Here is a 14380-nt window from a genome sequence, read left to right on the forward strand (position 1 = left end):
TAAATTATGATTCCGTATAAGATGATAGCAATCAGAATGTTGGATTCTACACTCAATAAAATTTATCAAGATTGGTATTTAATTTTTTATAGTAAATACTCTCATTATTGAGTTTTATAAAAAATGGAGTAGAAGAAGTGATAAATTTTGATTTAAATAAACTACTTGATTTAAATGAAAAGATAAAAGGGGGGAAACCAAAACTAGACTATGACGTTGCAATGCTTACATGTCAATGTAGTCATATATGGTGTGTAATAGATTCTAAAATCAATTCTAATGGTATTGATCACTTTCTTTTAAAAGCTTTTTTGAATAATCCTTTTACATCACATCTTATAACAGAATTATCTTGGGAAAAACGAGTAGATATTCCTACATGGCTAGGTTCTCTTAGTACTCAATGTGTGGGTGATATTGAAATTAAACAACTAATTTCCAGTATCGTTGCTGATCTTAAACATTCTGAAGAAGATATGAATGATATAGAGCAATTAAAAGAACGATTAAATACGATGGATATTCCTAAAATAGGTTGGGAAATTAAAGAAACAATTGATGAAAGAAATCCAATAGGTATGACAGAAATAATTTGTTTTGAATTATCAGATAAATATATCCTCTTGGAGTTTCATCTTGAATCCTAAAGTTTTGATAAAAATTATGCGGTAAAAACAGCAATTTTGTTCTATAAATCTATCTAAATCGCGTTAACCTAAAATGATGCATACATGCCTTAGGAGGTCGTGATGTCGCGCAGACCTCGAGAACAAGTCGATTACTTACACCTAAAAGAATTAGGTGGTTTGGAAATGTTGAAAGCCAGTTACTTTCAACAGGAGTTTTCACGACATGTTCATGAAGGCTTTTGCATTGGGGTGATCGAAGAAGGGGCACAGCGATTCTATCGAACAGGTGGTAATCATGTTGCGCCACAAGGCGATATTATTTTAGTGAATGCCGATGAGGTGCATACAGGCTCATCGGCAGTGGAAACAGGTTGGCGTTATCGTGCGATTTATCCGACTCCTGAAATTTTCCATGAATTAACCCGTGATCTCACTACTGTACACGGCACAGCACCTTGGTTTAGAGAAGCGGTGTTACATGATGAGGGTTTAGCGCAGCAATTACGATTACTTTTTGATTTACTTGAACAACCGAATAATAAGTTGCTTAAACAAACATTATTTTTGTCGACAATTGTTTGGTTGGTATCAAAATATAGCCTAACCAAGCCTCAAGCCACTGATCTGAGCAATGCCAAACAACGTATCTTAAATATTAAAGAATTAATGGCGAGTATGCCTGAGCAAGAGTTTTCACTTATCGAATTGGCGGAAATGGCAAATCTCAGTCAGTGGCATTTTTTACGTCAATTTAAAAAGCATGTTGGACTCTCACCGCATGCATGGCTCATTCAGGCACGTTTGCAGAAATCACAAAAATTATTAAGACAAGGTCTAAATTTATCCGAGGTGTCACAGCAATGTGGTTTCTCGGATCAAAGTCATTTTAATCGACATTTTCGCCAAACTTTTGGAATTACACCGGGTGGTTATACTGCCTCTCTCAAATAAAACAGCAATTTTATACAAGCTTCATGGAAGCATTTTTGGCATAGTCTAATCTCGTTAATGAATAATTGTGATGTTGATGTTAGGTGAAAGCACAGACGACACTCCGATGACCGAATCACGGGCATTTTTAAATGGAGTGATCAAAATACTGCCATTGTGTTTTGCGGTGTTGCCGTGGGGTTTACTCGCGGGTTCAATGGCGATTCAAGCAGGGCTAACGACTTTACAAGCGATTGGGATGTCTGCATTGGTCTTTGCTGGTGCAGCACAATTAATGACCTTAGGTTTAGTCATGGCAGGAACACCTGCAATCACCATTATCATTTCAGTTTTTTTGATTACAACGCAGCATTATTTATATGCGCTGTATTTACGTGAAGATATTTCTAAACAGCCTTTAAAAGATCGGTTGATGTTGGGCTTTTTATTAACGGATGAATTGTTTGCAGTGAGTATTAAAAAGCAACAGCATTATATTCACTATCTGTTAGGTGCAGGACTTTGCTTTTATTTATGTTGGGTTCTGTTTAGTGCTTGTGGGGTCTTTCTTGCTGCCGCAGTTCCTAATTTAGATCAATATCATCTCGATTTTTCGATTGTTGCGACATTTATCGCAATCGTGGTTCCATTTATTAAAAACTTAAATACTTTGGTTGGGGTATTGGTTTCAGTGATTCTCACCGTTGTTTTTCTAAGCTTAGATTTTAAAAGTGCTGCGATTATGGCAGGTGTAATTGGAATGTTTGCGGCAACGTGCTTACAGAATTTTAGGGAGCGCACAGCATGACTTGGTTTCTCCTGATTATTCTCGCAATTGTGGTGTTTATGAATCGCTATATTCTACTTGAACCGAATCTGCCTTTGCGTTTACCCAAATGGTTTCAACAGTCTTTGCAGTACTCCGCACCGTGTTTGTTATCGGCAATTGCAACACCGATTGTTTTTATGGATGAACATGGTGTATTTCGTTCGACTTTACTGAATCCGTATTTTCTTGCCACGATTTTAACGATTTTGATTGCGTATAAAGTCCGTCATACCTTGTTAACGATTATTTTGAGTTTGGCGTGTTTTTATGGATTGGTGTTTTGGTTGAATTAATGGATTGGGAGCATATAGATTATGCTCCCAGTTTTTATTGCCAATGTTTTAACGCGTGGTGTATCCACCATTGGCGAAAATGGTTTGTCCTGTGATCCACCAACCATCAGTCACTAAGAAACGTACTAAGGGTTCAATATCTTCGATCTTGGTTAAGCCGCCTAAGGCTGATGCTGATTTATGATAAGCCACAGCTTCTGGTGCTTCCTGATCATAGAAAAATGGTGTGTCCATTGGGCCAGGTGCAACGGCAGTCACTGAGATACCGCGCTCACCAAATTCCTTGGATGCCGCACGGGTATAGTGTTCCACAGGGGCTTTCAAGCCTTCATAAGTGGAATAAAGTCCTGTATAGGCAGCAAGTAAACTGGTCACAATGGTACAGATTTTTCCATTTGGATTGAGATGACGACCTGCCGATTGAATAAAGAAATAGGCAATTTTATTATTGATGTCATTCATGCCATCAAACTCTTGTTCGGTGGTGTCTAAAAATGGTTTTTTGAGCACACGCCCGACGGTATTAATCGCGATATCCACACCGCCAAATTCTGCTTTAGCTTGAACAAATAAGTCTTCAATGTTCTGGATATTGGCTAAATCTGCTTGTACTAAAATTGCTTTAACACCCAGTGCTTGTGCGGCTTGTAAGGTTTCTTCAGCATCGGATTGTGTTGCGGCACTATTGTAATGAATCAATAAATTTGCTCCTTGTTCAGCAAATTTACGTGAAATTAATCCACCTAAGTTTTTTGCACCACCAGTAATCAGTACCGTTTTTCCTTTTAGATTATGTTGTGACATAGTTTTATTCCTCATGTTGTTTTTGCATAAAAAGCATCCTAATTGAATTTATTTGTTTGAAATAGTTGTTAGTATTGAACTGATTGTGCAGGAAAGTTGAATAATAAAATGGATAAAATTGAGCGGTTAAAGATTTTTTGTCTGGTGGCTGAGAAACAATCTTTTGCTCAAGCCGCGTTGCAATTGGGTTTGCCTCGTTCCAATGTGACTTATGTGATTCAAGCTTTGGAAAAAGAATATGAAGTATTACTGTTTTATCGAACTACCCGAAAAGTTGCATTAACGCATGAAGGTAGTTTGTTTTATGAGGAAGCAATACGTCTGGTGGCTCAACTTAAGGAGTTGAATCGTTTTAAAACGCAGGTACGTAGCCAAGAGGGCAGGATCAGTATTGGCATGCCGAAACGCTTGGCAACACAAGTGTTGATCCCTCATCTATCCGCATTTTATCAACGCTATCCTAGAGTCAAAGTGTTGATTAATGGCAGTGATGATTTTTCAAATTTGATTGAACAACAACTGGACTGTGTGGTGCGCGTTGGGCAGGTTCAGGATGAATATTTACTGATTCGACCCATTAAAAACACTCAAATTTGGACATTAGCTTCGCCTGAATATTTGGCAGAATTTGGTCATCCCCAAAACTTCAATCAATTAGAACAGCATTTTGCTGTGGATTATCATGTGGCAAAGCATTACCGAGAATTAAGTGAATTAAGCTTTCAGAATCACCGTGTCAAAATGCCTTATCGTTTACTGGTTGAAAATACGGAAGCTTATATCCAAGCAGGTTTAGCAGGTATAGGTTTAATTCAAATTCCTGAATTTGATGCAAAATCTTATGTGCATAAAGGCCAGCTAATACGTCTATTTACTGATATCCCAAGCTCAGAATTGCCTGTAAATATTTTGCTGACGGATCGACAATATCGCCCAAAATATTTTCAAGACTTTATCGACTGGTTAGATGAACGACTTAAAAATTTGCTTTAGCTTTGTAGGAACAACAGCTCAGCTCACTTTGACATCAGCATAAATTTACAGTAAAACTAGAAATTAGAGTAATTACTCTAATTTCTATAGGTGGATAAAAATGCAGATTGGTCGACAAGCATGGATGGCTCAAACTTCAGGTGATTTGTCTTTAAAAGATCGTATGACCTTATTGAGTCATAGCCTATTCCCTGTGCTCAAACAAAGTATAAAAATGTATGCTTTAGCAGGTCGCTCTAAGCAAAAACATGAGTTTTTGAGTATGGATGATTTACATTTGCCTGATAGTCATGATGTCAAACAGGCAATTGAAAAGATGCAATCTTGTAGTTCAGTGAGTTTACAGAATCATTGTTTAAGGACTTGGTATTATGCCTTTGCATTTTCCAAGACACAGAATTTAAAACATGATGCTGAATTATTGGCGGTATCTTGTTTGCTCCATGATTTGGGCATGACTGAGCAACATTATCAGCATCATGAAAATTGTCGTTGTTTTGCAGGACAGGGCGCTTATGCTGCTCAAGACTGGTCTTTAGCGCAAGGATGGCAACCACCACGTGCAGATCAATTATTTGATGTTATCAGTATGCACATGAATCCTTATGTTGCGGTTGATGAGGGCGTTGAGGCACATTTGCTACAGCAAGCTGCCAGTTGCGATGTAATTGGCAGTCGCGGTTTTGAATTTTCTTCTGAATTTAGACAACAATTATTTGAGCAATATCCTCGTTTAGACTTTAACCAGCATATGATTGAATTTACTCAAAAAGAGGCACGTATTCGTCCAAAATCACGAACAGCAATGGTAGTAAAAAGTGGGTTTAAGCAATTGGTTCATCTCAATCCCTATCTTGATTAAACGATCAGAAATAAAAAACCCACTTCTGCGAGAACAAAAGTGGTTCAAATGAATCATTGATTTTATTAGTGATCATGCTCCAAATATTCAGGTTTTTTCGGTAATGCCAAACTACAGAAAAAACAAATAATCAGCATAATAATGACATAAACGAAGAAGATATTTTCAATGCCTGCATCTTTAAATATCAGGGCAACTGATGGTGCTGAACCACCAAATAAGGCATTACCCACCGCATAAGAGAAACCAACCCCTAGGGCACGGACATGGGGAGGGAACATTTCAGCTTTGACTAAACCACTGATCGAGGTGTAGAAGCTCAACAACATCATCAAGAAAATGAGTAATAAGGTAATGATGACAGGTGAGTCAGCAAAACTCCGCATACCCGTGACCATAACTGGATAAATAAAGATCGCACTCAACAAGCTGAAAGTGAGCATGGAAGTACGGCGACCAATTCGGTCAGAAAGCATTCCAAAAAATGGTTGTGCTAACATAAAGACAAAGAGTGCAGTGGTCATGATGAAACCGACTGTTTTACCATCGATACCAATATTGGTGAGATAGGTCTTTGAATATACTGTCACAACATAAAAAGTGAGTGAACCCGCAGAGGTATAACCGACCACTAAGAGAAAGGTTTTCCAATGCTGCTTTAATAGAGCAATTAAGCTTCCTGATTCTTCGCGTTGAGCATCTTCATGGGAAAGAGTTTCTTCTAAGCGACTTCGCGCAGCAAGAGAAAGCAAAGCAGCTCCACCACCGATCACAAATGGAATACGCCAACCGCCATCATTTAATTGTTGCTCCGTCATAAAACCAAGCAAAATCACCCCAAGTAAACTGGCTAGGAGTTGTCCACCAGATAGCGTGACATATTGAAATGATGCAAAGAATCCACGTTGCCCTTTTAACCCTAACTCACTCATATAAGTGGCGACAGCGCCATATTCACCGCCAACAGATAGACCTTGTAATAAACGAACCATCAGCAGTAGAAAAGGGGCAAACATTCCAACTTGTTCATAAGTTGGTAATGCGGCAAAAAGAAAAGAACTGAGTGCCATAAGGCAAATTGAAATTACCATAGATTGCTTTCGACCATGTCGATCCGCAATACGACCAAACAACCAACTGCCTATTGGTCGCATAAAGAAACTGGCCGCAAATACTCCCCAGACATAAATAGCTTTAGTGGTTGAATCCATATCTGGAGCAGTCAATGCATGAGTAAAATAAGCAGCAAAAACAGCATAAATATAAAAATCGAACCATTCAACGAGATTCCCTGATGCTGCACCGACAATGCCTTTAATACGGCTGAGTCTTTCTTCCTTGCTATATGTTTGGTTCATTCCTATTCCTTTTTTAATCCCATCAGGTATTTTTTATTTAACTTTTAATCAATGTTATATACCGCTGAAAAACATGAAAATGACACTATTTTGTATGCTTTTTATAGCGATATTTTAAATAAAAAGAGATTTTAAGGAGGTGGAAATGAAACTAAAATTAGGAAATAAAATTAAACTTAGACTCTAATATTCTGAAAAATAATTAATTTATGTCAGGAATAGGGCAATCTGCTCTAAGTGGGCAAGCAGCCCCTTGTGTAAATCGACTTAACATAGTTTTGATATGCAGTAATTGTGAAATTTTTTCATCAATCATATTCAGTTTGTCTTGAAAAATACTATGTACTTGAATGGCAGGGATTTCTCCTTGCGCTGTTAGTGCCAAAATTTGTTTAATTTCAGTGAGAGAAAATCCTAAATTTTTTGCAGTTCGTATTAATTGTAATTGTTGTAGTGTTTGTTCTGGATAATCCTTATAGCCATTATTGCGGGTGATAGACTGAATTAACTGCATTTTTTCATAAAAACGGATGGTATCTCGGCTTAAATCAGTTTGTTTTGCGAGTTGTCCAATTAACATGATCTCATCCTTATTATTTTTAAAGTACAATCAAAAATTGCTTGACTATAGAGTGTACTCCATCCTTTAGCCTATTCCTATCTTCATAAATAGGATCTAAAACATGGAAAATAATCCGATAAAATTTCATCAAAAACAGATTGCCCTAGTTGCTGGAGCAACTGGATTTGTTGGGCGATTTTTAATTGCAGAATTATTAAAGAATGGGCATCAAGTTTTTGCGTTGTTACGACGTCAGTCAGTACAACAAGCGAGTTTAGAACAATGGTTCAGTGCTCAACACATCCCTACACACAGCCTCACATTTATTCAAGGTGATGTGACTAAGCCTAAGCTCGGAATGAGCGAGCAAGATTGGGAAAAATTAAGCTCAGTGAATACGTTGTATAACAGTAGCGCGCTTTTTTCATGGAACCTGAGTATGCAACAAGCTCGTGCTGTGAATGTGGATGGCGCATTAAATTTACTGACTTGCGTAACACAACATTGTCATTTACAACGTGCTCTACATGTTTCAGGCTATATGTTGACCATACAATCGCATATACAGCAAGCAGGCGTGCGTTTGGAACAACCCAACCGAACCGATTGGCAAGCAGTGTATCAACAATTAGGTGCATATGAAGCTTCCAAAATAGAGGCTCATTACGCTTGGATACAATGTGCTGAAAAGCTCTCGATTGATTGGACGATTATTCATCCTGCTACGGTCTGTGGAGATGCTTTATCGGGTGAAATCCCTCACAATCAACCAATTGCTCAAATGATTGATTTATTAAAGCGCCGTAAAATGAGTGCAATTCCTGCAACACCAAAACATTATCTGCCTTTGGTGAGAGTAGATGATCTATGCCGAGTGATGGTGCGAGCTGCAACAGATTCAGGTTTAGTGGACCAGTCCTTATTAGTTGCCTCAGAGCAGAACATTCCTTTGTCTGAATTGACGCAAATGATTGCTCAACAATTAAATGTCTCCGCACCGAAACAACATGTGCCGCTGGCTATTTTACGATTAATTTTGAAATGGACATGGTTGGCAAATCAATTAGAAATGTCGGCTGAGATGTTAAGTTTTTTGAGGACTGAACAACTGGATTTAGAACCGCTTAAACAATTTAGAAAGCGTTGGGATATACAGACAGGGGATTTAGCGGATGCCATTACAAAAACAACAGATTGGATGAAACAAACAACATCTACACAAATTGTTTAAATCATAAAAAAACAGCGTATCTAGAGATACGCTGTTTTTAAAATCGAAATCACCAGATTACCAGTGTTCACCTGGGAACAAGCGAGCATAGGCACGTTGTACAAGATTTAATTTCTCTTGCTCACCTATAGATGCTGTAGAGCTTGGGAATAAGTTGAATCCGATTGACATCAAAATATTATTTACATCTGGTGCAATCGCATAAGTAATCGATGCAAGACGACCTAAGTTGGTTGCAATCTTCTTCGGACGTTTCACAATCGCATAAGCAATCAAATCCGCTGCTTGTTCAGGAGAAAGCGTTGGTACATATTTATAGATTTTGGTTGGTGCAATCATTGGTGTGCGCACTAATGGCATATAAATCGAAGTGATTGCAATTTTGTGCGAGTGAACTTCAGCAGATAAACAACGGCTAAATGCATCTAGTGCTGCTTTTGATGCAACATAAGCAGAGAAGCGGGTTGCATTTGCAAGTACACCAATCGAACTGATATTGATGATTTGGCCATCTTTACGTTGCATCATGTGTGGCAACACATTTAACACTAAACGAACCGCACCGAAATAATTCAATTGCATAGTACGTTCAAAGTCATGGAAACGATCAACAGATTCATGTACAGCACGGCGAATTGAACGACCTGCGTTATTAACCAAAATATCAATGTGATCAACAGCAGCTAAAATTTCTTTTGAAACTGCATCAATTGATTCCATGTCGTTAAGGTCACATGGAAAAACAGAAGCCTTTCCACCCTCAGCTTCAATCTCAGCTTTGACTTCGTCTAATTTTTCTTTAGTACGAGCAAGCAACAAGACATGAGCACCTGCCTGAGCGAGGTATTTTGATACCGTTAAACCAATGCCACTTGATGCACCAGTGACAACAATAGTTTTCCCGTCGACTTTTTGTTGAAAAAGTTTTTTGAGTTTTGCGTTCATGTAAGTTACCTACATTAATCAAGCTGTTGTTTGCAATGCTTTTTTATTGCGATTAAACATTGCACTTTATTTTGTATTAATATTAACCGATTTTTTTTGTTTGTCTAGTGTAAATATTTGAAATATAATAAATTTTTTAGAGTAAAAACTCTAAAACTAAATATAGGGATAGTTGAAAAGGAAATAAGTTTTTAGTTTATTAAATAAAAAAACAGCCTCTACAAGAGAGGCTGTTTGATTTACTGGCGTTTAAACGTGAGCGAGGGCTTGATCTAGATCTGCAAGCAAATCATCAATATGTTCGATACCGATCGAAAGGCGAACTAGATCTTCGCTGACACCAGCAGATTTAAGTTCTTCAGCATTCAGTTGGCGATGGGTTGTAGTAGCAGGGTGACATGCCAAGCTTTTGGCATCACCAATATTGACCAAACGCGTAAAGAGTTGTAATGCATCGATAAAGCGAGTACCGCCCTCTAAGCCATCTTGTACGCCAAAAGAAAGAATTGCTGAAGGTTTACCTTTCACATACTTTTGTGCCAAATTATGCTGTAGATGGTCACTTAAACCTGCATAATTGACCCATTTTACTTTTGGATGTTGTTTCAAATAATTTGCAACTTTCAGTGCATTCTCCGTATGGCGCTCCATACGAAGGCTTAAAGTTTCTAAACCTTGTAAGATCAAAAATACACTCAGTGGACTAATCGCAGCCCCTGTATTGCGTAACGGAACAACGCGTGCACGTGCGATATAAGCAGCTTCACCTAGAACTTCAACATAATTCACGCCGTGGTAGCTTGGATCTGGTGTATTCAACGCTTTAAAACGTTCAGGATATTTGCCCCAAGGGAATTTGCCACTATCAATAATGACACCACCAATACTATTGCCATGTCCGCCAATGTATTTCGTCAGAGAATGAACCACGATATCCGCACCAAACTCAAATGGTTTCAATAAAGCAGGAGTTGCAACAGTATTATCCACAATGACAGGGACACCATATTCATGGGCAATTTTGGAGATTGCTTCTAGGTCGATGATATTCCCAAGAGGGTTTCCGATCGACTCAACAAAGACTAGTTTGGTCCTATCATCAATAATAGAACGTAAAGCTTCGGGATTCTGATAATCAAAGAAACGAACTTCAATCCCTTGTTTCGGCAATGTATGCGCAAATAGGTTATAAGTACCACCGTATAAAGTGGATACAGATGCAATATTGTCACCTGCTTCAGCAATCGTTTGAATCGAATAGGTGATCGCTGCCATACCTGAGGCTAGAGCCAATGCACCAATACCACCTTCAAGCGCTGCGAGGCGTTGTTCAAGCACGGCAGTGGTTGGATTCATAATACGGGTGTAAATATTGCCCTGAACTTTTAAATCGAATAAGTCAGCACCATGCTGTGTATTATCAAATGCGTAAGACGTGGTTTGATAAATAGGTACAGCGACAGCCTTTGTAGTGGCTTCTGGTGAATATCCCGCATGAATGGCTAAAGTTTCATCTTTATAGGTCATGATTACATCATCTACGTGAGTTAAATACTGATCGAGTGTAGCCGAAAAGCTATCCAAAATGGTGCATAATTTATGCGATTTATTGCGTTTTTATTCATATAAACAAAATATTAAGCGATTGAAGGCGATAATTCTGTTGTGAAGACAAAATTGTGTAATGTCTTGAAAAAGAAAATCCTTTGATTGGATGAAACAAAGATGATCTTAACTTCATGTTAATCCCGTTTTCAGCGTATAATACGTGCGATTATTTTTCGCTTTTTGCGATTTATTGGTTTTTCAATTGAGGAGTCCTGCGTGGCCCAATATATTTATACGATGAATCGAGTGTCGAAAATGGTTCCGCCGAAGCGCGAAATCTTAAAAGACATCTCTTTATCATTTTTCCCAGGCGCAAAAATTGGTGTGCTTGGTTTGAACGGTGCAGGTAAATCTACCTTACTCCGTATTATGGCTGGCGTAGATAAAGATTTCTCAGGTGAAGCACGCGCACAACCAGGAATCAAAATCGGTTACTTAGAACAAGAGCCGCCACTCGACCCAAGTAAAGATGTACGTGGAAACGTTGAAGATGGCGTACGTGAAGCGCTTGATGCTTTAGAACGTCTTGATCAGGTTTTTGCAGAATATGCAGACCCAGATGCAGATTTTGATGCACTTGCAAAAGAGCAAGAAAAATTAGAATCGATTATCCATGCTTGGGATGCACACAATCTGAATAATCAGCTTGAAATTGCTGCAGATGCATTGAATCTTCCAGCTTGGGATGCAGATGTATCATTGCTTTCAGGTGGTGAGCGCCGTCGTGTTGCATTATGTCGTTTATTGCTGTCTAAGCCAGACATGTTACTTCTAGATGAACCGACGAACCATTTAGATGCTGAATCAGTATCTTGGTTAGAGCGTTTCTTGAAAGATTTCCCTGGTACGATTGTTGCGATTACGCATGACCGTTATTTCTTGGATAATGTGGCTGAGTGGATTCTTGAACTTGACCGTGGCATGGGGATTCCTTACCAAGGTAACTACTCTTCTTGGTTAGAACAAAAGAATGCCCGCCTAGAGCAAGAGAACAAACAAGAAGAATCTTTTGCCAAAGCATTGAAAAAAGAACTTGAATGGGTTCGTTCAAATGCCAAAGGTCAGCAGAAGAAAAACAAAGCGCGTATGGAGCGTTTTGAAGAACTTAACTCTCGTGAGTTCCAACAGCGTAACGAAACTTCTGAAATTTATATTCCACCTGGCCCACGTTTGGGTAACAAAGTTGTGGAAGTGGAAGGTATCAGTAAATCATTCGATGGTCGTTTACTTTACGAAAACTTAACGTTTACTGTACCTCCTACAGCGATTGTGGGTATCGTTGGTCCAAACGGTGCGGGTAAAACGACGCTATTCCGTATGATGACTGGCGAACAGCAACCTGATACAGGTACGGTGACTTTAGGTGAGTCAGTTAAAGTTGCGTATGTGGGTCAGATCCGTGACACCTTAGATAACAACAAAACCGTTTGGGAAGAAGTTTCTGGTGGTTTAGATATCTTAAAAATTGGTGATTATGAAATTGCATCACGTGCTTATATCGGTCGCTTTAACTTTAAAGGTCAAGATCAGCAAAAACGTGTAGGTGAATTGTCTGGTGGTGAGCGTAACCGCTTACAACTTGCCAAGATCTTACAGTTAGGTGCAAACGTTATCTTACTGGATGAGCCATCGAACGACTTGGATATCGAAACTCTACGTGCGCTTGAGGATGCAATTCTTGTATTCCCAGGTACTGTGATGGTGGTATCGCATGACCGTTGGTTCCTTGATCGTATTGCAACCCATATCTTGTCATTTGAGAATGAACAGCCAGAATTCTACACAGGTAACTATGCAGAATATGAAGCATACCGTCAGTCTCGTTTAGGGGATACAGCAGCAACTAAACGTACAAAGTATAAAAAGATTACAGGTTAATTTCCCGTCTAAATAAAACCAGCTTTCGAGCTGGTTTTTTTATTTTATAGAGAACTAATAAATATTAAAAAATGAATTTATTCTCATTTAACTTATAGGCGATTCACTCCATAGAAGTTAAGCGATTCAAACTTATTAAAATAATCGAAATTAGTCTTATTTTTTTAATTTATTAATATTAATATTCAATTTATTAAATGGTAAATATACTTTTTGGAAAATTATGAAAAAAATTAAACTTTATTCTATTGTTTTAGGGGTAGCTGCTGCTACACAACTTACAGGGTGTCTTTCTGTTAAGTCTTATGTTGATCCAGCATATAAAGGACTTACTTATTCTGATATAAAAAGGCCAAATCAACCCATTCCTGTGATATTAACTACAGAATTTCAAAGAAATGGTGTGGTTATTCCAAGAGCGGCAAAAGAATTACAGTCTAGTGTAGATCGTAGTTTAAGAGCTACAGGTGTATTCTCACCTATAGTTCAATCTACTAATGATAACCAAGCAAAAATCTATTTAACAGCAAACAATGTAGCTGATTTAGGCGAAGCGGCTGGGAAAGGGGCGTTAACGGGTTTGACTTTTGGTGCAGTAGGTAATGCAGTTACTGATAAATATGAATTTAAATTTAAATATATCGATGCTCAAGGCAAAGAAATTTCTCAGCGTTATCCGCATATGATTTTATCGACAGTTGGAAACAAAAAAGCACCAGTTGAAAATGTTGCACCAATGACCATCAATGAGGCATTTAACAAGGTTATTGATGATGTTGTAATTCGCTTTACTTATGATCTACAAAAACAACAGTAGATATTTTTTAAATAAAAAGGCTTTTCCGGAAGCCTTTTTAGGGAAATGGAACCTTATGATAAAGATTGTTGTTCTATGAGTTTAAAAGAGTAATTAGTTTTTCAATTTAATTTGAAGAATATCCTTATCGGAATAATCTTTTAATAATGTAATTTTATTACATATACTTTACTTGCTATAGTGACCCAAATTTTGAACAGTTGGTGTAACGTGCAACGTTCTGCTGTATTTATGACACTCTTGCTGAGTTTGTTCATGTTCCAAAGTTTTTGGAATGTGGCGGCAGCTTTTTGTGCGCATGAACAGCCGACTGAATATCGTACGTTGAATCATTTTGGGCATCATATCCCTGAAAATTTAGATGCTTCTGAAAAAAATGCAGTAGTTGCAGATCAAGATGCTTCTGATTTACCCATGCCGTTAAGTTTGCAAGATCATCATGATCATTTGCCATCTTGTTTTCATGTCGTTGTGACCGAAGCTCAACAGCAGTTGAATGAACCAATTTTACGAACGCATGAAATAGAACAAAAATATTACTGGTCTAATTTGTACCAGTCACCACATTTATCACAACTCACCCCGCCGCCTGTATTCACCCCGCTATAGGTGGGGTAGCCGAAAAATAGCCCACCGCAACC

General features: G+C 38.2%; 15 protein-coding genes. 10 read left to right on the forward strand and 5 right to left on the reverse strand.

Annotated features, from left to right (window positions below; all coding sequences use genetic code 11):
• The first annotated feature begins 137 nt into the window (after positions 1-137).
• The 4 genes from IEV17_RS09200 (at position 138) to IEV17_RS09215 (ending at position 2681) form a co-directional block, all read left to right on the forward strand.
• Positions 138-647 (forward strand): hypothetical protein, encoded by a 510-nt coding sequence (locus tag IEV17_RS09200; protein WP_004660071.1) that lies wholly within the window; start codon positions 138-140, stop codon positions 645-647.
• Between the two features lie 102 nt (positions 648-749).
• A complete protein-coding gene (locus IEV17_RS09205; RefSeq protein WP_004660072.1) occupies positions 750-1580 on the forward strand; it encodes an AraC family transcriptional regulator in 831 nt (276 codons plus the stop codon).
• 76 nt (positions 1581-1656) lie between these two features.
• On the forward strand, positions 1657-2367 hold the full coding sequence (locus IEV17_RS09210; protein ID WP_004660073.1) for an AzlC family ABC transporter permease: 711 nt from the start codon (positions 1657-1659) through the stop codon (positions 2365-2367).
• The gene (locus IEV17_RS09215) at positions 2364-2681 is read left to right on the forward strand and encodes an AzlD domain-containing protein (protein ID WP_004660074.1); all 318 of its coding nucleotides are present in this window, start codon (positions 2364-2366) and stop codon (positions 2679-2681) included. The genes IEV17_RS09210 and IEV17_RS09215 overlap by 4 nt, the downstream gene beginning before the upstream one ends.
• A gap of 48 nt (positions 2682-2729) precedes the next feature.
• On the opposite strand, the gene IEV17_RS09220 is transcribed toward IEV17_RS09215, so the two are convergent.
• Positions 2730-3485 (reverse strand): SDR family oxidoreductase, encoded by a 756-nt coding sequence (locus IEV17_RS09220; protein WP_004660075.1) that lies wholly within the window; start codon positions 3483-3485, stop codon positions 2730-2732.
• A gap of 108 nt (positions 3486-3593) precedes the next feature.
• Here IEV17_RS09220 and IEV17_RS09225 point away from each other — a divergent pair, with 108 nt between their 5' ends.
• Together IEV17_RS09225 and IEV17_RS09230 are read left to right on the forward strand one after the other, a co-directional pair.
• The gene (locus IEV17_RS09225) at positions 3594-4478 is read left to right on the forward strand and encodes a LysR substrate-binding domain-containing protein (protein ID WP_004660076.1); all 885 of its coding nucleotides are present in this window, start codon (positions 3594-3596) and stop codon (positions 4476-4478) included.
• A 100-nt stretch (positions 4479-4578) separates the two neighbouring features.
• Positions 4579-5340: an HD domain-containing protein gene (locus tag IEV17_RS09230; protein ID WP_004660077.1), complete on the forward strand. Its 762-nt coding sequence runs from the start codon at positions 4579-4581 to the stop codon at positions 5338-5340.
• A 65-nt stretch (positions 5341-5405) separates the two neighbouring features.
• Here the strand turns inward: IEV17_RS09230 and IEV17_RS09235 are convergent, their stop codons facing one another.
• Positions 5406-6698: an MFS transporter gene (locus IEV17_RS09235; RefSeq protein ID WP_004660078.1), complete on the reverse strand. Its 1293-nt coding sequence runs from the start codon at positions 6696-6698 to the stop codon at positions 5406-5408.
• Positions 6699-6900: 202 nt separating this feature from the next.
• Positions 6901-7278 carry a heavy metal-responsive transcriptional regulator gene (locus tag IEV17_RS09240; protein ID WP_004660079.1) on the reverse strand — a complete coding sequence of 126 codons (378 nt, stop codon included), beginning with the start codon at positions 7276-7278 and terminating at the stop codon, positions 6901-6903.
• A 103-nt stretch (positions 7279-7381) separates the two neighbouring features.
• On the opposite strand from IEV17_RS09240, the gene IEV17_RS09245 reads away from it, so the two are divergent.
• A complete protein-coding gene (locus IEV17_RS09245) occupies positions 7382-8491 on the forward strand; it encodes an SDR family oxidoreductase (protein ID WP_004660080.1) in 1110 nt (369 codons plus the stop codon).
• A 57-nt stretch (positions 8492-8548) separates the two neighbouring features.
• Here IEV17_RS09245 and IEV17_RS09250 read toward each other — a convergent pair whose 3' ends face one another.
• Both IEV17_RS09250 and IEV17_RS09255 read right to left on the reverse strand, forming a co-directional pair.
• Positions 8549-9436, reverse strand: a complete 888-nt coding sequence (locus IEV17_RS09250) for an SDR family NAD(P)-dependent oxidoreductase (protein WP_004660083.1) — start codon at positions 9434-9436, stop codon at positions 8549-8551.
• 249 nt (positions 9437-9685) lie between these two features.
• Positions 9686-10963, reverse strand: a complete 1278-nt coding sequence (locus IEV17_RS09255; protein WP_004660085.1) for an O-acetylhomoserine aminocarboxypropyltransferase/cysteine synthase family protein — start codon at positions 10961-10963, stop codon at positions 9686-9688.
• A gap of 297 nt (positions 10964-11260) precedes the next feature.
• Between IEV17_RS09255 and ettA the strand changes: the two genes are divergently transcribed.
• The 3 genes from ettA to IEV17_RS09270 all read left to right on the forward strand — a co-directional run bounded on the left by ettA (position 11261) and on the right by IEV17_RS09270 (position 14348).
• Complete coding sequence (ettA, locus tag IEV17_RS09260; RefSeq protein ID WP_004660087.1) at positions 11261-12922, forward strand: energy-dependent translational throttle protein EttA; 1662 nt, start codon at positions 11261-11263, stop codon at positions 12920-12922.
• Between the two features lie 223 nt (positions 12923-13145).
• Positions 13146-13739 (forward strand): hypothetical protein, encoded by a 594-nt coding sequence (locus IEV17_RS09265; RefSeq protein ID WP_004660089.1) that lies wholly within the window; start codon positions 13146-13148, stop codon positions 13737-13739.
• A gap of 210 nt (positions 13740-13949) precedes the next feature.
• A complete protein-coding gene (locus IEV17_RS09270; RefSeq protein ID WP_212749450.1) occupies positions 13950-14348 on the forward strand; it encodes a cation efflux protein, CzcI-like in 399 nt (132 codons plus the stop codon).
• The last annotated feature ends 32 nt before the right edge of the window (positions 14349-14380 follow it).

The organism is Acinetobacter modestus (assembly GCF_014636095.1).
GTDB lineage: Bacteria > Pseudomonadota > Gammaproteobacteria > Pseudomonadales > Moraxellaceae > Acinetobacter > Acinetobacter modestus.

What these genes read in the sequence shown, in the direction of transcription:
- IEV17_RS09205 (WP_004660072.1), top strand. Translation starts at nt 750, where the DNA reads ATGTCGCGCAGACCTCGAGAACAAGTCGATTACTTACACCTAAAAGAA.
- IEV17_RS09210 (WP_004660073.1), top strand. Translation starts at nt 1,657, where the DNA reads ATGTTAGGTGAAAGCACAGACGACACTCCGATGACCGAATCACGGGCA.
- IEV17_RS09215 (WP_004660074.1), top strand. Translation starts at nt 2,364, where the DNA reads ATGACTTGGTTTCTCCTGATTATTCTCGCAATTGTGGTGTTTATGAAT.
- IEV17_RS09220 (WP_004660075.1), bottom strand. Translation starts at nt 3,485, where the DNA reads ATGTCACAACATAATCTAAAAGGAAAAACGGTACTGATTACTGGTGGT.
- IEV17_RS09225 (WP_004660076.1), top strand. Translation starts at nt 3,594, where the DNA reads ATGGATAAAATTGAGCGGTTAAAGATTTTTTGTCTGGTGGCTGAGAAA.
- IEV17_RS09230 (WP_004660077.1), top strand. Translation starts at nt 4,579, where the DNA reads ATGCAGATTGGTCGACAAGCATGGATGGCTCAAACTTCAGGTGATTTG.
- IEV17_RS09235 (WP_004660078.1), bottom strand. Translation starts at nt 6,698, where the DNA reads ATGAACCAAACATATAGCAAGGAAGAAAGACTCAGCCGTATTAAAGGC.
- IEV17_RS09240 (WP_004660079.1), bottom strand. Translation starts at nt 7,278, where the DNA reads ATGTTAATTGGACAACTCGCAAAACAAACTGATTTAAGCCGAGATACC.
- IEV17_RS09245 (WP_004660080.1), top strand. Translation starts at nt 7,382, where the DNA reads ATGGAAAATAATCCGATAAAATTTCATCAAAAACAGATTGCCCTAGTT.
- IEV17_RS09250 (WP_004660083.1), bottom strand. Translation starts at nt 9,436, where the DNA reads ATGAACGCAAAACTCAAAAAACTTTTTCAACAAAAAGTCGACGGGAAA.
- IEV17_RS09255 (WP_004660085.1), bottom strand. Translation starts at nt 10,963, where the DNA reads ATGACCTATAAAGATGAAACTTTAGCCATTCATGCGGGATATTCACCA.
- IEV17_RS09265 (WP_004660089.1), top strand. Translation starts at nt 13,146, where the DNA reads ATGAAAAAAATTAAACTTTATTCTATTGTTTTAGGGGTAGCTGCTGCT.